Source organism: Streptomyces shinuiensis (assembly GCF_043660855.1).
Lineage (GTDB): Bacteria > Actinomycetota > Actinomycetes > Streptomycetales > Streptomycetaceae > Streptomyces.
Genome location: NZ_JBIHML010000001.1, coordinates 2,553,270 through 2,579,316, shown reverse-complemented (window position 1 = coordinate 2,579,316; position 26,047 = coordinate 2,553,270). Strand labels below are relative to the sequence as shown.

Genomic DNA, 26,047 nt, shown 5'->3' with positions numbered 1-26,047 from the left:
GCAAGGGTTTTCCCCGTATCGGGGCCGGCCGGGGCGTTCCTATGGTCGGCGGCACCGGTGTTCCGGGCGGCCGTGAAGTCGTGCTCCGTCCGCCCGGGACGCCGGCTCACCACCCCCGCACCAGGCACCCCCACCGCCCGGCCTGTCCGGGCGGCTTCGAAAGGAACCCCCCTCGTGAAGGCCCCAAGGCGAAGACTGATATCAGTGCTGGCGGCGACCGCCACCCTCATGACCGGAGCCGCCACCGCGTCCGTCGCGGCCGCGGCCCCGCAGACGGGTGAGACCGCCCCCGGGGCCGGCGAGCAGCGGGCCGAACTGCCCGAGGCGCCCGCGGACGGCGTCATCGTCGCCTACCGCAACCGCACCGGGACCAAGGCGGCCAACGCCTCCCCGAGCGCGGCCGAGTCCGACTCCGAGGCCAGGGCGGAGGCCAGGGCCAAGGGGAAGAAGACCGGGCAGAAGCTGGAGTTCGAACGCCGCCTGGCCACGGGCGCGGCCCTGTACGAGGTGGAGGGCAAGACCTCCCGGGCCGGGATCGACGAGATCGTCAAGGCCTTCGAGAGCGACCCGGACGTCGCCTACGCCGAGCCCAACACGCGTATGTACGCGATGGCGGCCCCCGACGACACGTACTACGGCAGCCAGTGGGACCTCTTCGAGTCCACCGCCGGCATGCGCGTGCCCGGGGCCTGGGACCGCTCCACCGGCCAGGGCACGGTCGTCGCCGTCCTGGACACCGGCCACGTCGCCCACTCCGACCTCGACGCCAACACCGTCCCCGGCTACGACTTCGTCTCCGACGCCACCAACGCGCGGGACGGCGACGGCCGCGACAGCGACCCCGCCGACGAGGGCGACTGGTTCAGTGCCGGCGAGTGCGGCGCCGGCTACGACAGCTCCTCCTCCTGGCACGGCACCCACGTCGCGGGCACCATCGCCGCGGCGACGAACAACGGCAAGGGCATCGCGGGTGTCGCCCACGGTGCGAAGATCCAGCCCGTCCGCGTACTCGCCAAGTGCGGCGGCACCACCGCCGACATCGCCGACGCCATCACCTGGGCCTCCGGCGGCACCGTCCACGGCGTCCCGTCCAACCCCACCCCGGCCGACGTCATCAACATGAGCCTGGGCGGTGGCGGCACCTGCTCCAGCACCTACCAGAACGCGATCGACGGCGCCGTCGGCCGCGGCACCACGGTCGTCGTCGCGGCGGGCAACAGCAACGCCAACGCCGCCAACTTCACCCCGGCGAGCTGCTCCGACGTCGTCACCGTCGCAGCCGGCGACCGTCAGGGCAACCGGGCCTCCTACTCCAACTACGGCTCGGTCGTCGACATCACCGCCCCCGGCGGTGAGACCGCGACCCGGGCCAACGGCATCCTCTCCACGGTCGACAGCGGCTCCACCCGGCCCGGCGGCGAGAGCTACGCCTACTACCAGGGCACCAGCATGGCCGCCCCGCACATCGCCGGCCTGGCCGCGCTGGTGAAGTCGGAGAACCCCGCGCTGAGCCCGGCCCGGATCGAGCAGCTGATCAAGTCGGGCGCCCGCACCCTGCCCGGCACGTGCAGCGGCGGCTGCGGCGCCGGTCTGGCCGACGCCGCAGCGACCGTCGCGGCCGCGGGCGGCGACAGCGGCGGCGGCGAGGAGCCCCCGGCCGGCGACACCTACACCAACAGCACCGACGTCGCCATCCCGGACGACAACACCACCGGTGTCACCTCCTCGATCGCGGTGAGCGGCCGCGGCGGCCACGCGCCGGCCGACCTCCAGGTCGCCGTCGACATCAAGCACACCTACCGCGGTGACCTGGTCGTCGAGCTGGTCGCCCCCGACGGCCGCTACGCCACCCTCAAGGAATCCGCCTACGACGGCGCCGACAACGTGATCGCCACGTACACCGTCGACGCCTCCTCGGTGCTCGCCGACGGCACCTGGAAGCTGCGGGTCAAGGACGTCTACGCCGGAGACACCGGCTACATCGACTCCTGGAGCCTGACCTTCTGAGCGAACCGACCGCGACCGACCGGGAGACCGGTCACGGCCCGGACGGCCACCGGACCGGGGCCCGTCCACCTGACGGGGCGGGCCCCGGCCCCGCGGACGGTCCCCGCCCCCACCGGGGACCCCCGGCCGGTCCCGGACCGACACCGAGACGGTCCGCACCGGCCGGGAAACCAGGGCCTGCCGGCGCTGCACCCGCCGGCAGGCCCTGACGGCTTCCGGCGCGCGATCCACCGCACCCGCGCCGGGACCCTGCCGGGACCTCCGTCGGAAAACCGTCGAACGTCCACACCGAAGACCATCGACCGGTAGCCCATGCCCTCCGTATCCTCGCTGGGTATGGGCATGAACACGACCGGAGGCGGTGTATGGGTCTGGATCGGGAGACCCCCCGTCCGGCGCTGGTAGGGCGCGGCGATCTGCTGGACCACCTGGAGCGGACGCTGCGCGACCACGGCAGGGCCGCCCTCACCGGCCCGCCGGGCATCGGCAAGACGGCCCTGGTCGCAGCCGTGGCCCGGCCGGAGGAACGCCGGGCGAGGGGAGAGACCGTCCTGTGGCTGGCCCCGGAGGAGGAGGACCGGGACATCCCCGGCGCCGGCGCGGCCGGACTGCTGGACGACGTACCCGAGGCGGCCGTACGTGCGCTGCCCCGGCCGCAGCGCACCGCCGTCGCCGTGGCCCGCCGCGAGACGGAGGCGCCCGCCGCCGGACAGGACCGCGTCGCCCTGCGGCTGGCCGTGGCCCAGGTGCTGCGCCTGATCGCCGCCGAGGGGCCGGTGCTGCTGGTGGTGGACAACGCCCAGTGGCTGGACCCCGACAGCTCCGCCCTGCTCCGCTTCGCCCTGCACAAGGCACCGCCCGCCGTGCGGGCCCTGGCGGCCGAACGCCAGCACACCAGCCCGCTGCACGCGGAGAACCTCTTCGGCCACACCGGCCCCCGCGTCGTCCCCGTCCCGCCGCTCGGCGCCGACCACATCGCCGCGCTGCTGGCCGACCACGAACTCCCCGCCCGCCTGGCCGGCCGCATCCGCCGGGCCAGCGGCGGCAACCCCAGGCTCGCCCTGGCCATCGGCCGCTCCCTGGCGGGCGCCCGCACCTTCGTCCACCACGCCGACGAGCTGCCGCTGGGCGGCGAGGCGCGGGCCGCCGCCCGCCACATGCTGGCCGAGGTGCCGGCCGGGGCGCACCCGACCCTGCTGCTGGCCGCGCTGGCCACCAGGCCGACCACGACCGTGCTGCGCAGGGCGGGCCGGGCCTCGGCCGAGGCGGACCTCGCGGCCGCCCAGCGGGCGGGGCTGGTCACCGTCGGCGAGGACGGAGCGGTCGCCTTCACCGCCGCGGTGGTGCCCGCGGCCCTGGCCGCCGAGGCGGACTGGACGGAGCGGGCCGCCTGCCACGCCGCCCTGGCCGAAGCCGTGGGCGACCCCGTCCAGGCCGTACGCCACCGAGCCCTGGCCGCCGACCCCCGCGGCGCCGGTGCGGAACTGGCCGGGGAGCTCGACCGGGCCCTGGAGCCCTGCCGCCGCCGCGGGGACCACGCCCTGGCCGCCGAGCTCGGCCTGCTCGCCGCCGAACGCACTCCCGCCGGGCACTCCGAGGAGGAGGTGGCGCGGCTGCTGGGGGCCGCCGCCGACGCGGCCCGCGCCGCCCGGCCCGATCTGTCCAAGCGGGCCGCCGACGCCATCCTCGCCCGCGACGTACCGCCGGCCGCCCGGCTGAGCGCCCGGCTCGCCATCCTGGACACCGCCTTCCAGGGCCTCACCGACCTGGACGAGACCTTCTCCCACGCCCTGGCCGACGCCGGCGACGACCCGTCGATGCGCGCGGCCGTGCTGGTCCGGCTGGTGTGGAAGCAGCAGCTCGCCGACGGCGACAGCGCCACGGCCCGCGGCACCGCCGAGGAGGCGTACCGCCTGGCCCTGGCCGCCGGGGACCGGGAGACCGCCGTTCTGGCGGCCACGGCCCGCGCCCGCATCAGCCGCGCCCTGGGGGAGCCCGAGGCGGGAGCGCGCACCGAGGAGGCCCTCACCGTGTGGCGGGAGGGGCTCCCGCCCGCGCTGCGCAACGGGCCGCGGCTGCTCGCCTTCCGCCACGCCCTGTTCGACGACCGGCTCACCGAGGCGCGCGAGGGACTGCTCGCCCTGCTGCCCGAGCTCGAACGGCTCGGAACCACCGAGGACCTGGTGGCGGCGCTGCGCTCCCTGGCCGAGGTCGAGGCGCGTCAGGGGCAGTGCGCCGCGGCCCTCGTCCACGCCCGCCGCGCGGTGTCCATCGCGCTGGAGGCCGGGTTCTCACCGGGACCGCTGTGGTACAGCGCGGCGCTGGCCGAGACCGCCGGCGGCAGCTTCCGGCGGGCGGCCGACTACGCCCGCCGCAGCCTGCGCGCCTCCCAGGAGGAGGGCGACCAGGTCTTCGTGCACTGCTCCCTGTACGCGCTCGGGCGCGTCCAGCTCGCCATGGGCGAGACCGCCCTGGCCCTGGAGACGCTCGACCGCATCCGCGACCTGCCGATCACCGCCCTGACCACCGACCCGTCCGTCCTGCGCTGGCACGAGGAGCTGGCCGAGGCGTACGTGGCCGGCGGGGAGCCGGACAAGGCCGCCGGCCTGCTGGCGGAGGTCACCCCGGTGGCGCGGCGGCTGGGACGCACCACCGTGCTGACGGCGCTGGACCGGGTCCACGGCCAGTACCTGGCGGCCACCGGCGATCCGGACGCGGGGGCGGAGCTGCTGCGGGAGACCGCCGACCGCTTCACCGCGCACGGGCTGCCCATCGAGGCGGGACGCACCCTGCTGGCGCTGGCGCGCACCGAGCGCCGCCGCAGGCGCCGGGCGGCCGCGCAGGCCGTACTGCGCGAGGCGGCCGGGGTGTTCGACCGGGCCGGGGCCCGGCCCTGGGCGCGGCTGGCCGGCGGCGCCCCGCCGCGCGGCGGGGCCGGCCCGTTCCCCGGCGGGCCGGCCGAGTCCACCGGGCGGCTCACCGAGGCGGAACGGCGGCTCGCCCTGCTCGTCGGGCGGGGGGCGAGCAACCAGGAGGCGGCGGCCAGGCTCTTCCTCAGCGTCAAGACCGTCGAGGCCCGGCTGACCCGCATCTACCGCAAACTCGGCGTCCGCGGCCGGGCGCAGCTCGCCGTGGTGGTGCGCGACGAGTGATCCGCCCGGCCCGTACGAGCCGGTCTGCGGCGGTGCCGGAGCCGGGCGCGGCACAGGCGCCTGCCGCCGGTGCCCGGCAGGCGTGCGGACAGAGCCCGCCCCTTTGGGGTCAGTCCGGCGGCTGTTCGATTCGGACGTCGAAGGTCTCGGCCCGGCCGGCGGCGAAGGCGAGCAGTTCGGCGCCCGCGGCGGTCAGCGCCTCCGCGTCCCTCGCCCGCAGTGGTGAGAACGGGGTGAGGGTCAGGGTCGCCGCACGCCGCTGCCGCGTGATCCTCCACTTGCCGTGGACGAAACCGTCCACCAGGAACGTCCCCGGGATCTGGGCGTTCTTGGTGTGTATCGCCTTGCGGGCGCTGTCGTCGATGACCCGGGAGCGGTCGGCGTGGGACAGGATCAGGTTGTCGAACTCGGCGACCAGAAGGGGTGGTACGGGCGTGTCGGGGTCGGGGAGCGGGGCGTCGGGGACGTCCAGGAGTTCGGCGCCGTCCTCGGTGCGGGCGGTACGCAGCCGGGGGCGGAGCTCCTCGGTGATCTCCCGCAGCCGGGTGAGCCCCGACCATGTCTGGACGTCCCGCACGGTGGCCGGGCCGAAGGCGGCCAGGTAGCGCAGGACCATGGAGTGCGGTGAGGCACCGCGGTCCAGCGGGCCGCCCAGCCAGTCCTCGGCGTGGGCGTAGACCGGCTGCCCGGAGGCCCCCCAGACCCCGCGGGGCGGGGTCTGCACCAGGGCCTCCACGAAGCGGAAGACGTTGGCCAGCACGGACGGCGGCCGGTCGGGCCACCGCTCCCTCAGCAGCTTCCCCAACTCCGCCGTGCCGCGCGGGCCTTCCGCGAGCAGGGCCATGCCCGCGTCGGCGATCTCGCGGGGGTCCAGGCCGGCGAGGTCCTTGCCGTGGACCGACAGGACGCCGCGGTCGAACAGCGGCTGGAGCAGGGGACGCAGCGTCAGGCAGTCGCGCGCGCTGACCAGGTGGACCGTCCCGCGCATCAGGGCGATACGGACCGCCCTGCGCGAGGTCAGCAGTTCGGACACCTCGTCGTGGCGGAAGTCCTTCAGCCGCGTCCACAGGCCGACGTAGGGGGCCCTGGGCGACTGCGCCTGCAGGCCGACCAGGTGCTCCATCGCCTCCGGGGCGGTCATCCCGGCTCTCCGGAGCAGTAGTTGGCGTGCCAGCAGGGCGCGGTTGAGAGCGCGCCGACCGAGCACCGGAACCGGTAACGCGTGAGTGGGCATGGTGGACCAGCGTATGCGCACCGGCCTCGTACGCTCACCGCCCGGTCCAACCGGTCCAACCGGTGGCCCGCCGACGGGCTCGACCCGTGCTCTTCCGGCGCTCCAGCCCTGCTCGAGCGCTCCCTGCGAACCTGGCACGGGCGCCGTGCGAGTGGCACGACCCGAAGGGAAGACCCGCCGTGGTGCCGAACCCCGCTGCCTCCCGGCACACCGGCATCCTCGCTCCCCGAGAGCGTACGGCAACCGCCGGGCCCCGGCGCCACGCTCGCCGAAGCGCGCACCAGGGTCCGGCAGGCCTGGGCGTCAACAGCACCACCACCCCTCGACACGCCAAGCCGTCCGCGGAGAACCCTCATGACCGATCGTGACCTCAGCAGTCCACTGACCACAGTCCACCGGTTCACCGTCAGGGGGGACCCGCACCGGTTCGAGCGGGAGTTCCGGGAGCACTCCCAGTACCTGCGCCGCCGGCCGGACTTCTCCCATCTGGTGACCGTACGGCTGCTGGACTCCCCGGCCTCCTACGTCCACGTGGGGCACTGGCGGAGCCTGGAGGGCTTCATCAAGACCGTGCACACCGAGACGTTCGGCGAACACGTGCGGTCTCTGGAGCCCATGGTGGACACCGAGGCCGACCAGGCGGTCAGCGTCGACCGCCTGCTGGTGCGCAACGCGCTGCCCGGGCACGACAACGTGGTGCTGCTGCCGTGCACGGTGCCGGGCGGGGCCCGGGAGTTCGAGGGGGAGGCCCGCGAACTGGCCCGGAGCCTGGCCGGCACCGAAGGCTTCGGAGGCTTCGACCTGCTGCGCTCGACCTTCCGGCCGCAGCGGTATCTGGGCATGGCGTGGTGGACCGACACCGGGACCTGCGACCGGGCTCTGGCCGGGGCCGAGCGCGGCGGGGCGTACGGCGGGCTGGGCCGGGTGGCGCGCTTCCGCGTCCGGCGCACCCGGCACATCGCCTACGAGCGGGGCCTGGCCGACTGAGCCGGGCGGGCGGGACGCGTCAGCGGTCCCGCCGGCGCGCGGCTCAGGGGATCCAGCCGGCCTCCTCGGCGATCCGCACGGCGTCGATGCGGTTGCGGGCGTTGAGCTTGGCGACGACGGTCGTCAGGTAGTTGCGGACGGTCCCCTTGGACAGGTAGAGGGTGCCGGCGATCTCGGCGGCGTCGGCGCCCCGTGCGGCGAGCCGCAGCACCTCCAGCTCCCTGGGGGAGAGGGGGTTGTCGGGGCAGTCCCATGCGGACAGGGCCAGCTGGGGGTCGATGACCCGCTGGCCCCGGGCCACGGAGCGCACGGCGTGGGCGAGCCGGTCGGAGGGCGTGTCCTTCAGCAGGAACCCGGTGACGTGCGCGGCCAGGGCCCGGCGCAGGGTGCCCGGGCGGCCCAGACTGGTGAGGATCAGGGTCCGGCAGCCGGGAAGCCTCTCGTGCAGTTCGGCCGCCGCCGTGAGGCCGTCGGCACCGGGGAGGTCGATGTCCAGGACGGCCACGTCGGGCCGGGTCTCCAGCGCACGCTCCACGACGAGGTCCCCGCGTTCGACGGCGGCCACGACGCTGAGGTCGGGCTCCATCTCCAGCAGGGCGACCAGAGCCCCCCTGATCATGTGCACGTCCTCGGCGAGCAGGATCTTCACCGACAGCATTGGCCCCCCAGACCAGGATGGTGCCCGGCCCCCGGCCGGGCACTGGTGTCAGGCAGCGGATCTCGCGGCGTTCGCCGTGCCCGGCTCCCCGGTCTCCGGCGGTTGCGCCGCCGTCGCGGGATGCGCGGGAGCCCGTGCGACGAGGTGGAACCGGCCGTCCTCGCGTACGCCCGCCTCCACCCGGCCCCCGATCGCCGCGAGCCGGGTGCGGAGGTTGCCCAGGCCGCTGCCGCTGTGCGGGGAGCGGTCCGGGCGCTGCCCGGACACCCCGTCGTTCACCAGGCGGAGCACCACCGTCTCCCCCTCCGACTCGACCGATATCACGCAGGTCTGGGCCTTGCTGTGGCGGAGGATGTTGGTGACCCCCTCCCGCAGCGCGGTCGCGAGCACGGTGTCGGTGACCGGATGCAGCCGGCCGCTGGGGACGTCCGCCTCCGCCCGGATGTCGGCCGTCGCGAGGATGGCGGCGGCCGACTCCGCCTCCGCCGCCAGCGACATGTCGCGGTAGCCGCTGGCGACCAGCCGTACGTCCGACAGCGCCTGCCGGGAAACCTCCAGGATGGAGACGATCTCCTCACGCGCCCGGTCGGGCCGGGAGTTCACCAGGCGGTAGGTCAGCTCGCTCTTGAGCGTGATGGCCGACAGGCTGTACCCCAGCAGGTCGTGCAGGTCGCGGGCGAACCGCAGGCGCTCCTCGGTGACCGCCATCCGGGCCATCTCCGCCCGCGAGGCCTGGACCTCGGCCACCAGATCGCTCAGCCTCGCCGTCCCGTAGAGGATCAGCCCCGCCATCATGGTCGAGGTCGTCAGATAGACGACCGTCGCCCAGTCCAGACCGGCCGAGACGGTCATGGCCAGCATGGTGCCCGCGATCACGCCGTAGGAGGGCCAGGCCACCCTGCCGGGCAGCAGGAGCAGCAGCGAACCGGCCAGCGGGCCGGCCATGCTCCCCCAGTTGAGGCCGAAGAAGAGGAAAGGCAGGTAGGTCAGCACGGCCTGCGCCAGCAGGGTCGCGCAGCGCAGGCGTAAGGACCAGTGCTGCGCGCGGGGGGACATGTGGAGGAACTGGAAGGCGAACACCACGGCCACACACCCCAGGCACAGCAGCACCTGGTTCCGCTCGGCGCCGCTGCGCAGGACGTTGAGCAGTGAGATACCCGAGTAGTACACCAGGGTGGCGACCGTGATGGTCCTGGCCAGCTTCGGCGCGGGCAGTTCGCGGTGGCGCGCCTGCGACCACCGGGGGAACGTGCTCCGGGCTCCCGCTTGAGCGGGAGCCCGGAGGGAGGAGGCGCTGTCCGGGGTGTCGTGCACCTGGCTGCTCCTCGGTCAGAAGCCATGACGTTGAACCATGAGTTGACCGCATCGTATTGGCCAGTGGCTGACTCTGGCCACCGGCGAGGAGCAGCGTCCGAAATCAGACGAACAGCGGGATCGGGTTCAGGCTCTCGTAGGCCGTCGGGCGCTCGAGTCGGCCGAGTGTCACCGGTATGTCGAACAGGCGTCCCGGCGCGAAACGCGCCCAGAAGTGACGCAGACCGGGAGCGATCACCCTGACCACCGGAACACCCACGTCAGGGCGCGTCTGGTCGAGCACCAGCAACTCCGTTCCCCGGGCTTCGAGGAGGGAGCGCGCCGTCTCCACGTCGTCGTACAGGTCGTGGCGCGGGGTGTGCACGTAGTCACGGGGGGCAAGAGGGGTCGTTGACTGGTCTGGAGCCAAATATGGCTGGTTCTTTACGGTCGCACGGGTCCACCACGACATCAGTTCGGGGGGCGCGGCACCGTATCCGGCTCCGCTCTCGCCGATGCGGGCCACCGAGGCGGCCAGCTGCCCCATCTCCGTCAGCGCGCGGCGCAGCGCCAGCCGGGGGTCGAAGTGGGCACCGAATCCCAAAACGATGTCCTGCGCGGGCTTGTCCGTGCGCCGCGACAGTGCCGCCATCACGGGAACGCCCAGGTCGGCGGTGAGGTCCAGGACCCACAGCTCCCGCCTCATCCGCGCGTAGACATCCCGCAGCCCGGCGAGCCAGGGCTCGTCGAAGGAGTCCAGGTCCACGGCCGGCTGGCGGGTGCGGTTGTACCACCACAGGGCCACCGCGTCGCGCTCGACCAGTTCCAGGAAGCCCTGGACGACGGCGTCCTCCAGGCTGCTGCCCGCCGCGTTCCCGTTGGAGTCGGCGCGGGGCTCGCCCGAACCCGGGGAGGCGCGGTGGCCGAAATACAGCATGGAGGTCGGCAGCAGCCGGTGGGTCCGGGCCGTCAGGGACCACACGGGCGTCCACTCCACCGGGCGGTCGGCGTCGAAGGACGCGCACACCTGGTGGAAGGGGGAGGCGGTGGCGTTCCAGCGGTCCCGGTCCCGGAACTGCCGCTCGTCGAAGAGCTGGCACGCGTTGGGATGGATCGCCTGCTCCCCCAGGCCCCGCAGGCTGTCGTACACCACGGGTTCGTCGCCCTGGCGGGTGGCGCTGTAGCGCTCCACCGCCTCGCACAGCGCGCCGACCTCGGCCTCCAGCGCGGTGACGCCCTTGCCTCCGCTGAGACTGCGCAGCCCGCCGCGGAGGTCGGCGAGCGTGTGGGCGTCCAGCGCCAGGTTGTGGCCCGAGACGTAGGAGTTCAGGCCGTCGGGCAGCCGGGCGTCCCGCCGCACCTCGCGCACGATCCCGGTGACCGGGTCCACCAGGTGCCCGTACCGCTTGAGGACCTGTTCGGGGGTGAGGGCGCGGTCGTTGCTCCCGCTCCGCGCCGCCTTCGGCCGGGGTGCCAGAGCGACCGGCCGCCGTACGAGACCGGAGACCAGCGACGGGTCGCCGCACTCCGGGCACTGGGGGCGCCGGTGCGCCGTGTGGTGGCCGGTGCGCAGGGTGAGGGTGTCCAGGACGCGGACGGCGCCCTGGCCCTCGTTGCGCACCCCCGCCAGCCACTTCGCCGCCTCCAGCACCGCCATCCGCAGACCCATCCCCCGCCCGGCCGCCAGGGAGGCGGACGGGCGGGGCAGGGGCGCGTCACTGCCGACGGCCCGCTGGAGCGGCACCTCCGAGCGGCGGTGGATGCGGATCCGGTGCGCCAGGCAGGACCAGCAGGGCCCCGAACCCGGCCGGAACACCGGCCCCACCCAGGGCTCGGATCCGTACGGGCCGGCCAGCAGCCAGGGAAGCCCCCGCTCGCGGTGCCAGGCGTCCACGGACCGCAGTCCGGGAGCCAGGTAGTCGTCGCAGAGCACCAGCGAGAAAACGTTACTGCCGGGTCCGTCGGACCCCCCGTCGCCGGTACCGGCGACGGGGGACCCGGTCCGCTCCCCCTCCGGGGCGGGAAGCGGACCCAGCACCTTCAGGCCGGACTCCTCGCAGGCCGCGCGGGCCTGGTCGCCGTCCACACCGCCGATGGTGACCAGCCGTACGGTGGTGCGGGCCAGCGCCGCGTCCGCGGCGCCGCCGTCCAGGCCGGCCAGTTCCCAGTAGGCCGCCGCCGAGGCGTCGGCCCCCTCCCCGGGGGTGGACCGGTAGCCGACGAGGTTGGCCCGCGCCAGTTCCCCGATGACCCGGCCGGCCTCGGCCGCAGGGACCAGGGCGCCGGCCTCGCGCAGCACTCCGGCCACGGTGCGGGTGCCGTCCAGCAGCGGGGCGAGCGCCTCGGCCCGGCTGCCGTACAGCGCCCTGACCCCGCGCGGCGAGAGCAGATAGACCGCCTCGCCGGGCACCACCTCGACCCGCAGATGGCGACGGAAGCCCACGAAGGGGCCGCCGCCGGCAGCCTCTTCGCGTTGTCTCACGCCCCCACCATCCCCGGAACCTCCAGGTGGAAGGCGTCCGCCCGGGTGCAGCCGAAGCAGGCCAGCTGCTCGGCGTCACGGGCGTCCAGCTGCTCCAGGTCCTCGATGAGCAGCGGGTCGCCGGCGTGTACCGGCTCGGGGGCGTACAGACCGAGTTCCGCGAGGATCGCCACGGAGTCCGGCACGTGGCGGGGTGTCCCGGCGGCGTAGCGGGCCCCCGGGCCGGGCTCCAGCCCGGTGCGAGCGGCCAGCTCGGCGAAGCGCCGGTCCTCCGCGCCGGTGTTCTCCGTCGATGCGGTGGTGGACGTGGTGGTACGCATGTGAAGACCCCCTGTGAGCCGGACGGCCGAGCGGTTGAATCGATCGTGACGATTGTGTGACCCACGCCACCGGGGCGCCCAGTGCGGCGCTCACCACCGACCCATGAGATTTTCACGACCGTGCTCGTGAGCACCTCACTGTGCGCCGCTCCCGCACCGTGCGAGCCTGACGCGACGCTCCGAGAGGAACAGCCCGGCGGACGGCCGGCGGGTAAGGCCCGACCAGGGAGAGAGCACACCATGGAGATCAAGGTTCTGGGTCCGCTCGCGGTGGTGGAGCGGGGAGTGTCCGTGGTCCCCAGCGCTGCCAAGCCGAGGCAGATCCTCGCACTGCTCGCCCTCCGGGCCGATCACGTAGTGACCGTGCCGACCCTGATGGAGGAGATCTGGGGGGAGGACGTCCCGCGCAGCGCCGCCACCACCCTGCAGACCTACATACTCCAGCTGCGCCGCAGGATCGCGATGGCGCTGGAGGGCGACCCGGGGCGGAAGGCCAAGGACGTGCTGGTCACCCAGCACGGCGGCTATCTGCTCCAGGTGCGGCCCGGCCAGGTGGACGTCCATGGGTTCGAGCGGCTCGCCGCGTCCGGCCGGGCCGCGTACGACGCCGGCGACGACCGCGCGGCCTCCGAGATGCTGGGCCGTGCGCTGAAGATGTGGCACGGCCCCGCACTGGTGGACGTGAGGGCCGGCGGCGTCCTGGAGCTGGAGGTCCTGCGCATGGAGGAGGACCGGATGGCGGCCCTGGAACACCGCATCGACGCCGACCTGCGGCTGGGCCGGCACACCGAACTCGTCTCCGAACTGCGGGTGCTGGCGGCCCGGCACCCCATGCACGAGAACCTCTGCGCCCAGCTGATGGTGGCTCTGCACCGCTCGGGCAATTCCTGGCGGGCCGTCGAGGCGTACCAGCGGCTGCGCGGCACACTCGTCGACGAGCTGGGGATGGAGCCCTCACCGAAGCTCCAGCGGCTGCACCACGCGGTGCTCTCCGGCCACCCGCAGCTGGACACCACGGCGCACGCGGCGCGTTGACCGGCGCCGGGGCGGATGCCGCCGCCACCGGCCGGCCGCGCTCCTCCTCCCCGGCCGGAGTCGCCGGCGCGCCACGACGGCTGCCGGACCGTACGGCCGGCGAGCCCGTCTCCCCGCCTCCCGGCCTCCTCCGGCCGGTGGAGCGCCCGCGGACGTAACCCGAACGGCTCCCGAGCGCAGGACACCGGGAGCGCGCGCATCCAGCCTGGCTGTGTAGAGGTGGGCCCGGACGGGCCGGGGTGTTCGGCCGATCGTGTGGCCGGCGCTGTCGCTCGCTGGAGGTGCCGGATGCCGCAGGTGCGGGTGTACATGTCCATACCGCTGCCGGTGGAGGAGGTGTTCGGACGCCTGGCCGACGGGTGCGGGCTGGCGGCCTGGCACTCGGGCGTGGTGTCGGTGCGCCGGGTGGATTCGCGGGAGGGGGAGTACCGGTACCGGTTCCCGGGGCGGCGGCGGGAGTGCGTGCTGCGGCGGGTGGTGTGCGAGCCGCCGGCACGGGTGTCGTTCGAGGGGCAGCGGATGTGGACGCCGCTGGGGTGGCAGATGCCGCGGTACGACTTCCGGCTGTGGCCGTGGGAGGGGGGCGGATGCCGGGTGGAGGTGGGGGTGAGGTGTGCGCTGGGGGGCGCGATGGTGCTGCTGTGGCCGGTGGTGGCGTGCGGATGGCGGCGTGATCTGCCGGCGGACGCGCAGGCGCTCTACGAGCGGTTGACGGGTTCGGAGGAGCGGGAGGCGGAGGCCGCCGTGGCCGGGGTGAGTCCTGCGGCGGGCGGCGATCCGTCCGGCGGCGATCCGTCCGGTGCCGATCCCGCCGAGGCGGCCCGGAGCCGGGGCACCGGTCCGCTGCCGCCCGCCTCTCCCCGGCCGCCCCGCTCCGCACGCCGCTTCCGCTTCCCGGCCCCGAACGGCTGACCACCCCGGACGGCCGGGCGGAACGGACAGGGTGCGGCCGGGCGCGGTGGCGGGCGCCGTCCACCGGTGCGTACGACGGGCGGGGGCTGAGCCGGAGGTGGTCCCGTGGGGCAAATACGTGCCCACCGCGCTCTTCGGCACCGGCGCCGGGCCGGCGCTCGCCCCGCCGCTGTACGCGGTGGCACGCCGGGCGGTGGTGGCGGCGCGGGACCGCCGTGCGGCCCGTGCGTCCGGTGGCGGGACGGCCCGTGGGGTCCGTGCGGAGGAGCCGGCCGTCCGGCGGTCCGTCAGCGGCTGAGCGGATCGCGGTGCAGCAGCCGCACCCGTCCCTCCAGCATCGCGCCCAGGCCCTCCACCGCGCAGACGGCCGGCTGCTCGGCGACGTGCACCGGCATCCCGGTGGCCTGCCGCAGCATCGAGTCCAGCCCCGGCAGCATCGCGCTGCCGCCCACCAGCATGATCCCGCGGTCCGCGAGGTCGGCCACCAGATCGGGCTGGCACTGGCGCAGCACGCCGCGGATGGCGTCCACCATCGCCGTCAGCGGGGGCCGGATGGCGGCGCGCACGCTCTCGGTGTCCACGTTCACCGTGCGGAACAGCCCGGTGGACACGTCCCGGCCGTACACCTCGGCCTCGGTCTGCTCGGGCGGTGCGACGGACAGCGCCAGGTGCAGCGGGTGGACCGACTGGTGGGGGAGCATCAGCTCGTGCTGGTTGCGCAGGTGCTGGATGACGGCGCGGTCGATGACCTCGCCGCCGACCGGCACCGTCTCGGAGGCGACGATCGACCCCAGCGAGAGCACCGCGACGTGCGAGGTGGCCGCGCCGCACATCACGATCATGGTGGCCTCGGGCTCCTCCACGGGCAGCCCGGAGCCGACGGCCGCCGCGATGAGGCTGTCCACCAGTTCCACCCGCCGCGCGCCCATCCCGGTGAGCGTCTCGATCGCGGCGCGCTGGACGAGCGGCTCGGCGTCGTGCGGGATGCACACGGCGGCGCGAAGCATCGGCTTGCGCCGCCAGGCCCGGCGGATGCGGTCGCCCACCAGGGCGCGCAGCATCCGCCGGGCCATGTCGATGTCCACCACGGTCCCGCCCGACACCGGCCGCACCACCCTGATGTGCTCGGGGGTGCGGCCCACCATCCGCTCCGCCGGGGCGCCGACCGCGATCAGGGCTCCGGAGCGGGTGTTGACGGCGACGGCCGACGGCGCGTCCACGATGACGCCGAACCGTTTGAGGTAGACCCGGGTCCTGGCCGCACCGAGGTCGACGGCTACGGAACAGCGGCTCAGTTGCTCAAGACTGACGGTCACAGCGGCATCTCCCCGGACATGGCTCGATACGGGCCGCCGCCCGGCGGCCCCGCTCCTCATCGTGGGGGCCGGGCGGCGGTCCCGCGCGCTGGACTGATCCGGATGGGCGAGGGCCGCCGCGGGCGCCGATGCGGCCGAGTTCCGCGTACCGCCGGGAAGGTGATGGCCGGTCAGGAGACGGAACCGGGCACGGCGGACTCCCCGGCACCCCGCCCGGACCGCGTGCCCGGCCGCGTGCCCGGTGTCGATCTGCCGGGACGGCCGCACCATGACCACCACGGCGAGCAGCAGGGTGACGGAGTCGCCGGCCACCGGGGACGGGGTGCTGCCGAAGGCCTGCCGGGCGCCGACGACGTCGCCGTTCAGCCGGCCGGCCATCGCGCCGGTGCGGGCATGGGTGAAGGAGGCGAACGGCATCCGCTGGAGGTGGTCGAGGACGGCCGTGCGCAGATCCGGGATCAGCCCCCCCGCCGACGCGCGCCGACAGCCACCCGGCCGGCGGTCCGATCGCAGCCTCGGCCACCGCCGGCGCCGCCGAGGCGGTGCTGAGCAGCGGGAAGAGCGCCGGCCGCCGCCGGTGCGGGCGGGCGGAGCCCGCGATGCGGCGCAGGGCGGCGCGGGGGAGCGGCGCTCCTGCTCCCGAGGGACGTGGTGCGCCTGGTGCAGGGCGTTCCGCGTGGCGGCCTCCATGCCCGTCGCGGATCCTCACGTCGTCGTTGCCGTGGTCCGGACGGCAGGACTTCAGGTCGGCTCGAGGTCAAGGGCGGACGGAGCCGGGCGCCGCCGTTCAGCCGGTGGGACAGGGTTCCGCTGCGGGTGCCCGCGGGGGGATCATTTCGGAGACCACCGACCACCGACCACCGAAGCGGACTGCGAGCGGCCCGGCGCCGCCGGCTTCCCTCCTCTCCGCCACCGCCAACTGACCACTGGCTCGCAAGGGGGAAACATGACCGCCATCGACGTACCCGAGGACCGGATCCGGGAGGACCGGCTCTTCTCCGCCCTCGCCAACCCGACCCGGCGCGAGGTGCTGAGGCTGCTCCGGGTCAAAGGGCCGCAGCCCGTGCAGCGGCTGGCCGACCACTTCGACATGCGCAGGCCGAGCCTCTCGGAGCATCTGAAGGTGCTCCGGGAGGCCGGCCTGGTCAGCGAGCGGCGCAGGGGGAGGGAGAGGCACTACCGGCTGGAGGCCGGACCGCTCAGCGAGGTGCAGCACTGGCTGAGCCCGTACGAGCGGTTCTGGCGCGGGATGGGGGAACTGGGCGACCTGCGCGGCCTCCTGGAGAGGGAAACCGGCGACGCCGGCGCGTGAACGGCGCGACGGCCGGCGCGCGTGTGACGACCGGGCGCTTTCCGCGCCCGGTCCCGCCGCCCAGGCGCGGACCGGCCTTTCGACAGGTTGTCATGACACCGTGACAGGCTGTCGTGCACGTGCATCTTCACGTGCATCCGCACGTGAACGGCGTTATGATCCAAGCTGGTTGACCGATTCAGCCCCTGACCGCACCCGACCGCACCCGACCGCACAGCCGGGAGAGTCCGATGCCCCACGCATACAACGGCATGGCAGCCAGGGACCTCCAGGGGGTCGTCTGGCAGAAGAGCAGACACAGCAACTCGCAGGGAGCGTGCGTGGAGTTCGCCAAGCTCCCCGGCGGAGAGGTGGCCGTGCGGAACTCGCGCCACCCGGACGGCCCCGCGCTGGTCTACACCCCGGCCGAGGTAGAGGCGATGCTGCTCGGCGTCAAGGACGGCGAGTTCGACCACCTCATACAGGACTGACGCCGGTTCCCCGTCCGGGGTTCAGCCTGAACAGCGCCCAGACCACTTTTCCGGGCATGGTGCCGGCCATCGGCTGCCAGCCCCAGTCGTCGCTGAAGGATTCGACGAGGAAGAGGCCGCGCCCGGACTCCGCCGTGTCGTCGAAGAGGGCGCCGCCGAACTCCCCGCCGAACTCCCCGCCGAACCCTCCGCCGAGGTCGTCGCCGAAATCGCAGCCGATACCGCCGAGTTCCCCGGTGAATCCCTCGCCGGGCTTCTTCGCCACGGGCGCCTTTCCGCTGGGGTCGCGCACGGCGCACACCAGGCGGCCGGACCAGTGCACCAGGTGGAGCCGCACGGGCGGGTCCAGGGTCTCGCCGGGGACGGCGCCCGGCACGCCGTGGCGCAGGGCGTTGGTCACGAGCTCCGAGACCACCAGGGCCACGGTGTCGAAGTTTCCGGCCAACCGCCAGCGCAGCAGTACGTTCCGGGTGAACTCGCGGGCGGTCCTCACCGCCTCGTAGCGCGGCTGGAGTGCGCAGGAGGCCGAACCGGAGAGCGCGTCGGGGGCGAGCGACGGAAAGTCATGCCATAACCGGTCGAGCACGGTCGGTCCTTCGGTCCCCATGACGAGACACTCCTGGCATTGCGGCGGTCATGGCCCTGGCGGACCCCGTCAGCGGTGGTGCTCCGTATCGCGTTCCGCTCGTTGCGCTGCATCGGTGGATCGTGTGCATGCCCAAGTGCCCTGGCCCCACGTGCACTTGTGCTTTCCCCATCGTTCCCAATGCCCACAGCAGATGCAAGGGCAGATGCACGTGCACGAGCGACTTTCGATCGTGTGTAACCGCCTGGGCACGCAACGAAGGCATTGGTGGCAGACTGCACTGGTGCAGGGGTGGAGAGCTGAACACAAACAGGAGCATTTCCGGTGAAAAACGGAGTGAACGGGGCCAACGGATCGAGTGGTTCCATGGTGCGCCGCATCCTGCTCGGTTCCCAGCTGCGGCGGCTCCGCGAGTCCCGCGGAGTCACCCGTGAGGCGGCCGGATATTCCATCCGGGCCTCCGAATCGAAGATCAGCCGCATGGAGTTGGGGCGTGTGAGCTTCAAGGCGCGGGACGTGGCGGACCTGCTCACGCTGTACGGCATCACCGACGAGGCCGAGCGCGAGCCGCTGCTGAGCCTCGCCCGTGAGTCCAGCGTCGCGGGCTGGTGGCACAACTACAGCGACGTGCTGCCGAACTGGTTCCAGACGTACGTCGGACTGGAGGCCGCGGCCTCGCACATCGGCGTCTACGAGGTGCAGTTCGTCTCCGGGTTGCTCCAGACGGAGGACTACGCGCGGGCGGTCGTCACCAGCGGTCACCGGTCGGAGCTGTCGCCGGAGGAGGTCGACCGCCGCGTCGCCCTGCGCCTGGAGCGCCAGAAGCTGCTGCTGTCCGAGCAGGCCCCCCGGGTCCGCTGTGTGCTGGACGAGGCCGCGCTGCGCCGCCCCTACGGCGGCCGCGAGGTGATGGACGCCCAGTTGCGACACCTCGCGGAACTCTCCGAACTGCCCCACATCACGCTCCAGGTGATGCCGTTCGACACCGGCGGGCACCCGGCCGAGAGCGGGGCGTTCACGCTGCTGCGCTTTCCCGAGTCGGAGATCTCCGACACCGTCTACCTGGAGCACCTCACCAGTGCCCTCTACGTCGACAAGCCGGAGGAGGTCGCCCAGTACGAGGACGTCCTCGACCGCCTCCTGCGGGACAGCCTCGGACCGGAGGACACCCGCCGGCTCCTCCACGAGGTCCGCGGAGGGATCTGACCGGTCCGGCCGGCGGGGGGCGTCCCGGCCGGGGCCTTCGGGGCACCGCCGGTGCCGGGAGGGCCTCGAAGGCGGTGAAGGCGCTGAAGGCATCGAGAGGCCTGGGGCCTTGAGGCCTTGAGGACGGGAATCGTCCTCAAGGCCTCGTAGTGTCGTTGTCGGTGAAGGGGCCGGAAGGCGGCCCGACGACCGACGTGTGAGGAGACCCCATGCCCGTTCCTGTCGCTTCCGAGAACCGCGGCGACGAGCGCGGAGCCCTGCTCGGCTATCTGGAAGCCCAGCGCGGCGGCATCCGCCGGGCCCTCCACGGCCTCACCGACGAACAGGCGCGCAGCAGGCCGACCGCGAGCGCGTTCTCCCTGGCCGGCATCCTCAAGCACGTCGCGGTGGGCGAGCGCGGCGCGCTGGCGACGATGAGCGGCGAGCCCTTCGACTTCGAGACCAGGGTGAAGGGGTGGGAGGACAGCCTGGCCATCAGGGACGACGAGGCGGTCGGGGAACTGCTGGACCTCTACGAGCGGGTGGCGCGGGAGACCGAGGAGGCGGTCCGGGCGGTGCCCTCACTCGACGACACCTTCACGGCCCCCAGGGTGCCCTGGGACGAGGGCGGGCCCCGCTCCTGGCGTTGGGGGCTGCTCCACCAGATCGAGGAGACCGCCCGGCACGCCGGGCACGCGGACATCATCCGCGAGACGATCGACGGCAGGGGCGCCTTCGGCCTGGTCTTCGAGACGGGCGCGCTGCCTGAGCCGGACTGGTCGTCCTTCCGGTGACCTCCCGCACCCGCGCCCGCCGCCGCCCGTCTACGCTGGTCGGCGGCGGGCGCGGGGAAGTTCGGCGGAGGGGACGGTGATGTCGGCGGTGTCGGCGGTGTCGGCGATCCGGTTGCTGGTGCTGGGCGCGGTCCGCCAGCACGGGCGCGCACACGGCTACCAGGTCCGCAACGACCTGGAGTTCTGGGGCGCGCACCAGTGGTCCAACGCCAAGCCGGGGTCGATCTACCACGCGCTCAAGCAGATGGCGAAACAGGGCCTGCTGACCGCCCATGGCACCGAGCCGAGCACGGCGGGCGGTCCGCCGCGCACCGAGTACGAGCTGACCGCCGCCGGCGAGGCGGAGTACCACCGGCTGCTGCGCTGGGCGCTCACGGCACACGACGAGAAGCCGGACGTGCTCACGGCCGGAGTCGGCTTCATCGTCGACCTGCCGCGCCGGGAGGCGATCGAACTGCTCGGGCGGCGGGTGGCGGCGCTGGAGGAGTGGAGCGCCGAGGTCGCCGGGGAGTGGACGCCCCCGGGCGCCCCGGACGAGTGGGGCCACATCGGCGAGGTCATGAGGCTGTGGGTGCACAATGCCGCCAGTGGCGCGGAGTGGACCCGGGGCCTGATCGAGCGTCTGGAGAAAGGCGCGTACGTGATGGCGGGCGAGGGCGAGCGGTCGGTGGAGGTGCTGCCCGAGGGTGTGGAGAACCCCTACGCGGAGCGTCCGCACGACCGCCCCCCCGGCTGACGGCGTGGGCCTCTCGCCTCGCTCCGGCGCCTGCAACGCATCTCACACCGGACGGCCGCCTTCACGCCCTCTTCCGGAGGGGTGCCCGGCCGTATGCTCGCTGAGGGGAACGGGCATCTCCCGCTGAGAACGGGAAATCCGAGGTCCGTGCGAGAAGACGACTGGAGGCGTGAGGAGCCGCGAGCTTGGCCCTGGAGACCACGAGGAACAGCACGGTGACCGAGACCGGCCGTCCGGGGGACCGCAGGTCCGTACCGGAGGAGACCCGCAGCGCTTTCGCACCGCCCTCCGGCGTACCGCTGTCGTCCCCGTACTCCGAGGACGAGCACCCCACCTCCGAGTTCGCCGTGCCGGAGGGGCTGAGACCCCCCGCGCCGCTGCCGGAGGACGAGCACCCCACCTCCGAGTTCGCCGTGCCCGAGGGCGTGCGCAAGGCGTCGGCCTTCGAACCCGGATCCGCCTTCACCCCGCCCGACGGCATCCCGGTGATCGACAACCTGGTGCGGCCGGGTGCGCCCTGGCAGGACCGGATGCGCACCATGGTCCGGATGCCGCTGGGCGAGCGGCCGGTGCCCGAACGGCCCCGGCGCACCGACGAGGACGACGCCGACACCGGGCCGTCGGCGCCGCGCGTACTCGACCTGACCCTGCGTATCGGCGAGCTGCTGCTCGCGGGCGGCGAGGGCGCCGAGGACGTCGAGGCGGCGATGTTCGGGGTGGCCCACGCCTACGGGCTGGACCGCTGCGAACCGACGGTCACCTTCACCCTGCTGACGATCACCTACCAGCCGTCGCTGGTGGACGACCCGGTCTCGCTGAGCCGTACGGTCCGCCGTCGCGGCACCGACTACAACCGGCTGTCGGCGGTCTACCGCCTGGTGGCCGACATCACCGACGGCGACGTGACGCTGGAGGAGGCGTACGGCCGCCTCGCCGAGACCCGCCGCAACCGCCACCCGTACTCCAAGGGAGCGCTCACCGTCGCCAGCGGCCTGCTGGCGGGCGCGGCGTCCATCCTGGTGGGCGGTGGCTGGGTGGTCTTCTTCCTGGCCGCGCTCGGCGCGATGCTCGGCGACCGGCTCGCCTGGTTCTTCTCCCAGCGCGGGCTGCCGGAGTTCTACCAGTTCGTGGCGGCGGCGATGCCGCCCGCGCTGCTGGGGGTGCTGGTCCAGATGTTCGCCGCGGACCTCGACCTGGCCATCAGGGCGTCCGCGGTCGTCACCGGTGGCCTGTTCCCGCTGATCCCCGGTAGAGCGCTGGTGGCCGCCGTGCACGACGGGCTGACCGGCTTCTACATAACGGCCTCGGCCCGTCTGCTGGAGGTCGTCTACCTGGTCGTCGGCATCGTCTGCGGCGTGCTGCTGGTGCTCTACATCGGCGCCGAGATGGGCGCCGACTTCAACCCGGAGGGCCTGGACATCCGCAGCCGGCCGCTGCTCCAGCTCCTGGCGGCGATGCTGCTGGCACTGACCTTCTGCGTCCTCCTCCAGCAGGAGCGCTCCACCGTGCTGCTCGCCACGCTCAACGGCGGTGTCGCCTGGCTGGTGTACGGCGCGATGACGGACGTCGGCGAGATCGACCCCGTCGCGGCGACCGCGGCGGCGGCAGGGCTGGTGGGCCTGTTCGGGCAGCTGATGTCGCGCTACCGGTTCGTCTCGGCGCTGCCGTACATCACGGCGGCGATCGGCCCGCTGCTGCCCGGTAGCGCCATCTACTTCGGACTGATCGGCATCGCGCAGGGGGATCTGGACCACGGCCTGCCGAACCTGTCGAAGGCGGCCGCCCTGGCGCTGGCGATCGCGATCGGCGTCAACCTCGGGAACGAGCTGGCCCGCCTGTTCATCAAGGCGCCGGGCCAGGAGACCCCGCTGTCGGGCCGGCGCGCGGCCAAGCGCACCCGAGGCTTCTGACCAGGCCCCGCCGGAGGCCGGGCACGCCCCGGAGACGGAGCGTGCCCCGGGCGCACGCGGCGCGGCGGCCGTGTGCGTCCCGGGGCACGGGGAGCGGGGGCGGGCCCGCCCCCGGCGGACCCGGAGGGCTCAGTGGTGGCCGCCGCCCGACGCCTCCAGGCGCTTGACCGAGGCCTCGACCTCGGCCTCGGCCTCGGCACGGCCGACCCAGTCCGCGCCCTCGACCGACTTGCCGGGCTCCAGGTCCTTGTAGACCTCGAAGAAGTGCTGGATCTCCAGCCGGTCGAACTCGCTCACGTGGTGGATGTCACGCAGGTGCTCCATGCGCGGGTCGGACGCGGGCACGCACAGCAGCTTGTCGTCGCCGCCGGCCTCGTCCGTCATGCGGAACATGCCGATCGCCCGGCACTTGATGATGCAGCCGGGGAAGGTCGGCTCCTCCAGCAGCACCAGCGCGTCCAGGGGGTCTCCGTCCTCACCCAGGGTGTTGTCGACGAAGCCGTAGTCGGCCGGGTACACGGTGGAAGTGAACAGGTGCCGGTCGAGACGGATGCGACCGGTCTCGTGGTCCACCTCGTACTTGTTCCGCGAACCCTTCGGGATCTCGATGACGACGTCGAACTCCAAGGGAGACTCCTCCGTATGCTTCAGCACTCGTCAGTGGCCCGGGGGTTTCCCCCGGGGAGCGGCGATGTGGTGGTTAAGTGTCCCTCACGCAGATGTGTGGTCGCGAGAGGGGCTGGTCCGAGGTGCGGGACACATGGCGGGTGGCGGCCGGTTCCGCCGCCGCCGGACTCGCGGTCGCGGTGGCGGCTGTGGCCGTCGCCGGGCCCTGGGACTCCGGCCAGCGTACGGCCGAGCGGGCCCGCGCCGCCTCCTGGGACCGGGGCAGTGGCGCGGACCACACCGGAGCGGGTCTTCCCGGTGGCCCCGCCCCGGCGCCCAGCGCCGCCGAGGTGCTCACCGCGCTGGGCGCCGCACCCGCCGGGGAGGGCCGGGAGGGGAGGGGCGGCCGGGGCGAGGAGGCCGCGCCGGAGCCGGGCGAGGCACCCGCTCCCGCGCCAGCCGCGCTCGCCGACACCCTCCAGCCGCTGCTGGAGGACGGTGTCCTGGGCACGCTCCGCACCGCCTCGGTGGTGGACGTGGCCACCGGGCGGGAGCTGTACGGAGCCGGGGCCGGCCGGAGCGTCGTACCCGCCTCCACCGTCAAGATCGCCACGGCGGTCGCCGCGCTGTCGGCCCTCGGACCGGACCACCGCATCCCCACCCGGGTGGTGTGGGACGCGGACGGCGAGCGGGTCTTCCTCGTCGGCGGCGGCGACCCCACGGTCACCCCCGCCGCGCTGCGGCGGCTGGCCGACGCCACCGCCCGGGAGCTCGGGGAGCGCGGCGTGAAGCGGATCGAGCCCGCCCACGACACCTCGCTCTACTCCGGGCCCGCCCGCCATCCGATCGGGCCGAACGAGAACATCGCGCCGGTCAGCGCGCTGATGGTGAACGAGGGCCGCCTCGACGACAGCACCCGCGGGCCCGCCCCCCGCTCCGACGACCCGGCCCGGGACGCCGCCGAGATCTTCACCGACCGCCTGCGCGAGCGCGGCGTCGGCGTCGAGCGCCCCGGGCACCCCGGCCGCGCCCGCAAGGCGCCGGAGGGGGCCGAGGAACTGGCCGTCCACCGCTCCGCGCCGCTGGCGGATCTGGTCGAGCGGATGATGCTCCACAGCGACAACGACATCGCCGAGGCCCTCTTCCGGCAGGCCGCCGTCGCGCGCGGCGAGCCCGCGAGCTTCGCCGGCGCCGGACGCGCGGTGCGCGCACAGCTCGCCGGGTACGGCCGGGCGCTGCCGCTGAAGGGCACCCGCTTCGCCGACGGCAGCGGGCTGGACCGGTCCGGCAGGGTCTCCGCCGGCCTGCTGACCCGGCTGCTGGTCCTCGCCGCCGACCCCGCCCGCCCCGAGCTGCGGTCCGTGCTGACGGGGCTTCCCGTGGCCCGCTTCAGCGGCACGCTCGGCGGCCGCTACGACGACGAGGCGACCCGCACCGGTGCGGGTCTGGTCCGCGCCAAGACCGGCACGCTGACCGGGATCAACACCCTGGCGGGCACGGTCGTGGACGCCGACGGCAGACTCCTGGTCTTCGCGTTCACGGCGTCGGGCACCACCGATCGCCAGGGCGCCCACGAGGCCCTGGACCGCCTCGCCGCCGCCCTGGCCAACTGCGGCTGCCGCTGACCGGCCCGGCCGGCGGTTCCGTCCGGGGTCCGCCCGGCCCCGGCACGGGTTCCGTCCGGGCGCCCGCCGTCCGGGCAGGCGTGACGGGCCGCCTCCGCGGGCACCCTTGCCCGGGCGCCCGGTCGGCTCCCGTTCGGGAGCACCGGCACGTACGGTGAAGTCATGACGAGCCTCGGTGGTGTGGAGATGGTCGACTGGAATCTCGCGGTGGCGACCGCGACCCGGCTCGTGAAGCCCGGGCCCGAAGTGAGCCGCGAGGAGGCACGGGAGGCCGTCGCCGAGCTGCGGCGGCACGCCGCGGCGGCCGAGGAGCACGTGCGCGGCTTCACGCGGATGACGCCCGACGGCGCCGCGGACACACCCGTACTCGTCGTGGACCGGCCCGGCTGGATCCGGGCGAACGTGGCGGGTTTCCGCGAGCTGCTGTCGCCACTGCTGGACAAGATGCGGGCGCGGCGCGGCGGCGGCCCCGGCAACGCGGTGCTCGGCGCGGTCGGCGGCAAGGTGACCGGCGTCGAGGTCGGGATGCTGCTGTCGTTCATGGCCTCGCGCGTCCTGGGCCAGTACGAGACCTTCGCCCCGCCCACCCGCGATCTGCCGGGTGCCCCGGGCGAGGGCGGCGGGCGGCTGCTGCTGGTCGCGCCGAACATCGTGCACGTCGAGCGGGAGCTGGACGTCGCCCCGCACGACTTCCGGCTGTGGGTGTGCCTGCACGAGGAGACGCACCGCACCCAGTTCTCCGCCGTGCCGTGGCTGCGCGACCACATCGAGGGGGAGATCCACGCCTTCCTCGGGGAGACCGAGATAGAGCCCTCCGCGCTGCTGGAGCGGCTGCGCGAGGCCTTCCAGTCGCTGGCCGGGAGCGGCCGCCCGGAGCCCGGGGACGGCGGGGAGCAGGACGGGGGACGCAGCCTCGTCGAGCTGGTGCAGACCCCGGCGCAGCGCGAGGTCCTCGGCCGCATCACCGCGGTGATGTCGCTGCTGGAGGGGCACGCGGACTATGTGATGGACGGCGTCGGCCCCCAGGTGGTGCCGTCGGTCGCCGAGATCCGGGAGAAGTTCCAAAAGCGCCGCGCGGCCGGTGCGGGCCGCCTCGACCAGGCGCTGCGCAAGCTGCTGGGGCTCGACGCCAAGCTGCGCCAGTACCGCGACGGCGAGCGGTTCGTGCGGACGGTGGTGGAAGAGGTCGGGATGGACGGCTTCAACCGTGTGTGGACATCCCCCAACACGCTGCCCACCAGGGCGGAGATCGCCGAGCCGGCGGAGTGGATCGCGAGGGTGCACCGTAAAGCGGACTGATGACCGCCGAACGCCGGGACAATCACTCTTACGAGGGACCGTGGGCGGCGGGCGCGCGTGCGATGCTCAGGGATACGGCACTTCTCTGTCACCATCGACGCACTCAGCGTAGTCATCGACTGCGCGGC

21 protein-coding genes are annotated in these 26,047 nt (G+C 74.0%); 13 read left to right on the top strand and 8 right to left on the bottom strand.

All coding sequences use genetic code 11. The features are described from left to right. Nucleotides 1-228: 228 nt before the first annotated feature. Entirely contained in the window at nt 229-2,007 is a 1,779-nt protein-coding gene (locus tag ACGRHY_RS11510; protein WP_394638012.1) for a S8 family serine peptidase, read from the top strand. Between the two features lie 365 nt (nt 2,008-2,372). Further along, nucleotides 2,373-5,159 carry a helix-turn-helix transcriptional regulator gene (locus ACGRHY_RS11505; RefSeq protein WP_394635263.1) on the top strand — a complete coding sequence of 929 codons (2,787 nt, stop codon included), beginning with the start codon at nt 2,373-2,375 and terminating at the stop codon, nt 5,157-5,159. 109 nt (nt 5,160-5,268) lie between these two features. Here the strand turns inward: ACGRHY_RS11505 and ACGRHY_RS11500 are convergent, their stop codons facing one another. Continuing rightward, nucleotides 5,269-6,300 carry a winged helix DNA-binding domain-containing protein gene (locus ACGRHY_RS11500; RefSeq protein WP_394635262.1) on the bottom strand — a complete coding sequence of 344 codons (1,032 nt, stop codon included), beginning with the start codon at nt 6,298-6,300 and terminating at the stop codon, nt 5,269-5,271. A gap of 447 nt (nt 6,301-6,747) precedes the next feature. Here ACGRHY_RS11500 and ACGRHY_RS11495 point away from each other — a divergent pair, with 447 nt between their 5' ends. Further along, nucleotides 6,748-7,380 (top strand): antibiotic biosynthesis monooxygenase family protein, encoded by a 633-nt coding sequence (locus ACGRHY_RS11495; protein WP_394635261.1) that lies wholly within the window; start codon nt 6,748-6,750, stop codon nt 7,378-7,380. A gap of 43 nt (nt 7,381-7,423) precedes the next feature. On the opposite strand, the gene ACGRHY_RS11490 is transcribed toward ACGRHY_RS11495, so the two are convergent. The 4 genes from ACGRHY_RS11490 to ACGRHY_RS11475 form a co-directional block, all read right to left on the bottom strand. Beyond that, nucleotides 7,424-8,038 carry a response regulator transcription factor gene (locus ACGRHY_RS11490; RefSeq protein ID WP_394635260.1) on the bottom strand — a complete coding sequence of 205 codons (615 nt, stop codon included), beginning with the start codon at nt 8,036-8,038 and terminating at the stop codon, nt 7,424-7,426. A 48-nt stretch (nt 8,039-8,086) separates the two neighbouring features. Further along, on the bottom strand, nt 8,087-9,352 hold the full coding sequence (locus tag ACGRHY_RS11485; protein ID WP_394635259.1) for a sensor histidine kinase: 1,266 nt from the start codon (nt 9,350-9,352) through the stop codon (nt 8,087-8,089). 103 nt (nt 9,353-9,455) lie between these two features. Beyond that, entirely contained in the window at nt 9,456-11,813 is a 2,358-nt protein-coding gene (locus tag ACGRHY_RS11480) for a TOMM precursor leader peptide-binding protein (protein ID WP_394635258.1), read from the bottom strand. Further along, on the bottom strand, nt 11,810-12,133 hold the full coding sequence (locus ACGRHY_RS11475) for a hypothetical protein (RefSeq protein ID WP_394635257.1): 324 nt from the start codon (nt 12,131-12,133) through the stop codon (nt 11,810-11,812). The genes ACGRHY_RS11480 and ACGRHY_RS11475 overlap by 4 nt, the downstream gene beginning before the upstream one ends. Nucleotides 12,134-12,373: 240 nt before the next feature. On the opposite strand from ACGRHY_RS11475, the gene ACGRHY_RS11470 reads away from it, so the two are divergent. Next, nucleotides 12,374-13,168: an AfsR/SARP family transcriptional regulator gene (locus ACGRHY_RS11470; protein WP_394635256.1), complete on the top strand. Its 795-nt coding sequence runs from the start codon at nt 12,374-12,376 to the stop codon at nt 13,166-13,168. Nucleotides 13,169-13,183: 15 nt separating this feature from the next. Further along, nucleotides 13,184-14,080, top strand: coding sequence for an SRPBCC family protein (locus ACGRHY_RS11465; RefSeq protein WP_394635255.1), 897 nt, complete (start codon nt 13,184-13,186; stop codon nt 14,078-14,080). 287 nt (nt 14,081-14,367) lie between these two features. On the opposite strand, the gene ACGRHY_RS11460 is transcribed toward ACGRHY_RS11465, so the two are convergent. Further along, nucleotides 14,368-15,396: a rod shape-determining protein gene (locus tag ACGRHY_RS11460; protein WP_394638011.1), complete on the bottom strand. Its 1,029-nt coding sequence runs from the start codon at nt 15,394-15,396 to the stop codon at nt 14,368-14,370. A gap of 946 nt (nt 15,397-16,342) precedes the next feature. On the opposite strand from ACGRHY_RS11460, the gene ACGRHY_RS11455 reads away from it, so the two are divergent. Continuing rightward, nucleotides 16,343-16,708: a metalloregulator ArsR/SmtB family transcription factor gene (locus tag ACGRHY_RS11455; protein ID WP_394635254.1), complete on the top strand. Its 366-nt coding sequence runs from the start codon at nt 16,343-16,345 to the stop codon at nt 16,706-16,708. Between the two features lie 230 nt (nt 16,709-16,938). Continuing rightward, nucleotides 16,939-17,178 (top strand): DUF397 domain-containing protein, encoded by a 240-nt coding sequence (locus tag ACGRHY_RS11450; protein WP_394635253.1) that lies wholly within the window; start codon nt 16,939-16,941, stop codon nt 17,176-17,178. Here the strand turns inward: ACGRHY_RS11450 and ACGRHY_RS11445 are convergent. After that, complete coding sequence (locus ACGRHY_RS11445; RefSeq protein WP_394635252.1) at nt 17,165-17,785, bottom strand: ATP-binding protein; 621 nt, start codon at nt 17,783-17,785, stop codon at nt 17,165-17,167. The two genes, ACGRHY_RS11450 and ACGRHY_RS11445, sit on opposite strands and share 14 nt — an antisense overlap. Nucleotides 17,786-18,130: 345 nt before the next feature. On the opposite strand from ACGRHY_RS11445, the gene ACGRHY_RS11440 reads away from it, so the two are divergent. The 4 genes from ACGRHY_RS11440 to ACGRHY_RS11425 all read left to right on the top strand — a co-directional run bounded on the left by ACGRHY_RS11440 (nt 18,131) and on the right by ACGRHY_RS11425 (nt 22,389). Next, on the top strand, nt 18,131-18,970 hold the full coding sequence (locus tag ACGRHY_RS11440) for a Sco1979 family transcriptional regulator (protein ID WP_394638010.1): 840 nt from the start codon (nt 18,131-18,133) through the stop codon (nt 18,968-18,970). A gap of 209 nt (nt 18,971-19,179) precedes the next feature. Beyond that, the gene (locus tag ACGRHY_RS11435; protein WP_394635251.1) at nt 19,180-19,743 is read left to right on the top strand and encodes a DinB family protein; all 564 of its coding nucleotides are present in this window, start codon (nt 19,180-19,182) and stop codon (nt 19,741-19,743) included. Between the two features lie 97 nt (nt 19,744-19,840). Beyond that, entirely contained in the window at nt 19,841-20,479 is a 639-nt protein-coding gene (locus ACGRHY_RS11430) for a PadR family transcriptional regulator (protein WP_394638009.1), read from the top strand. A 185-nt stretch (nt 20,480-20,664) separates the two neighbouring features. Next, on the top strand, nt 20,665-22,389 hold the full coding sequence (locus ACGRHY_RS11425) for a threonine/serine exporter family protein (RefSeq protein ID WP_394635250.1): 1,725 nt from the start codon (nt 20,665-20,667) through the stop codon (nt 22,387-22,389). 129 nt (nt 22,390-22,518) lie between these two features. Here ACGRHY_RS11425 and ACGRHY_RS11420 read toward each other — a convergent pair whose 3' ends face one another. After that, nucleotides 22,519-23,016: an inorganic diphosphatase gene (locus ACGRHY_RS11420; RefSeq protein WP_279556956.1), complete on the bottom strand. Its 498-nt coding sequence runs from the start codon at nt 23,014-23,016 to the stop codon at nt 22,519-22,521. 122 nt (nt 23,017-23,138) lie between these two features. Here ACGRHY_RS11420 and dacB point away from each other — a divergent pair, with 122 nt between their 5' ends. Both dacB and ACGRHY_RS11410 read left to right on the top strand, forming a co-directional pair. Then, a complete protein-coding gene (gene dacB / locus ACGRHY_RS11415; protein ID WP_394635249.1) occupies nt 23,139-24,620 on the top strand; it encodes a D-alanyl-D-alanine carboxypeptidase/D-alanyl-D-alanine endopeptidase in 1,482 nt (493 codons plus the stop codon). Nucleotides 24,621-24,782: 162 nt separating this feature from the next. Beyond that, entirely contained in the window at nt 24,783-25,919 is a 1,137-nt protein-coding gene (locus ACGRHY_RS11410) for a zinc-dependent metalloprotease (protein ID WP_394635248.1), read from the top strand. The last annotated feature ends 128 nt before the right edge of the window (nt 25,920-26,047 follow it).

Coding starts and splice junctions, on each gene's coding strand:
- ACGRHY_RS11410 (WP_394635248.1), top strand. CDS start 24,783: ATGACGAGCCTCGGTGGTGTGGAGATGGTCGACTGGAATCTCGCGGTG.
- ACGRHY_RS11475 (WP_394635257.1), bottom strand. CDS start 12,133: ATGCGTACCACCACGTCCACCACCGCATCGACGGAGAACACCGGCGCG.
- ACGRHY_RS11445 (WP_394635252.1), bottom strand. CDS start 17,785: ATGGGGACCGAAGGACCGACCGTGCTCGACCGGTTATGGCATGACTTT.
- ACGRHY_RS11470 (WP_394635256.1), top strand. CDS start 12,374: ATGGAGATCAAGGTTCTGGGTCCGCTCGCGGTGGTGGAGCGGGGAGTG.
- ACGRHY_RS11505 (WP_394635263.1), top strand. CDS start 2,373: ATGGGTCTGGATCGGGAGACCCCCCGTCCGGCGCTGGTAGGGCGCGGC.
- ACGRHY_RS11500 (WP_394635262.1), bottom strand. CDS start 6,300: ATGACCGCCCCGGAGGCGATGGAGCACCTGGTCGGCCTGCAGGCGCAG.
- ACGRHY_RS11435 (WP_394635251.1), top strand. CDS start 19,180: ATGCCCGTTCCTGTCGCTTCCGAGAACCGCGGCGACGAGCGCGGAGCC.
- ACGRHY_RS11495 (WP_394635261.1), top strand. CDS start 6,748: ATGACCGATCGTGACCTCAGCAGTCCACTGACCACAGTCCACCGGTTC.
- ACGRHY_RS11490 (WP_394635260.1), bottom strand. CDS start 8,038: ATGCTGTCGGTGAAGATCCTGCTCGCCGAGGACGTGCACATGATCAGG.
- ACGRHY_RS11440 (WP_394638010.1), top strand. CDS start 18,131: ATGGTGCGCCGCATCCTGCTCGGTTCCCAGCTGCGGCGGCTCCGCGAG.
- ACGRHY_RS11465 (WP_394635255.1), top strand. CDS start 13,184: ATGCCGCCGCCACCGGCCGGCCGCGCTCCTCCTCCCCGGCCGGAGTCG.
- ACGRHY_RS11450 (WP_394635253.1), top strand. CDS start 16,939: ATGCCCCACGCATACAACGGCATGGCAGCCAGGGACCTCCAGGGGGTC.
- ACGRHY_RS11455 (WP_394635254.1), top strand. CDS start 16,343: ATGACCGCCATCGACGTACCCGAGGACCGGATCCGGGAGGACCGGCTC.
- ACGRHY_RS11510 (WP_394638012.1), top strand. CDS start 229: ATGACCGGAGCCGCCACCGCGTCCGTCGCGGCCGCGGCCCCGCAGACG.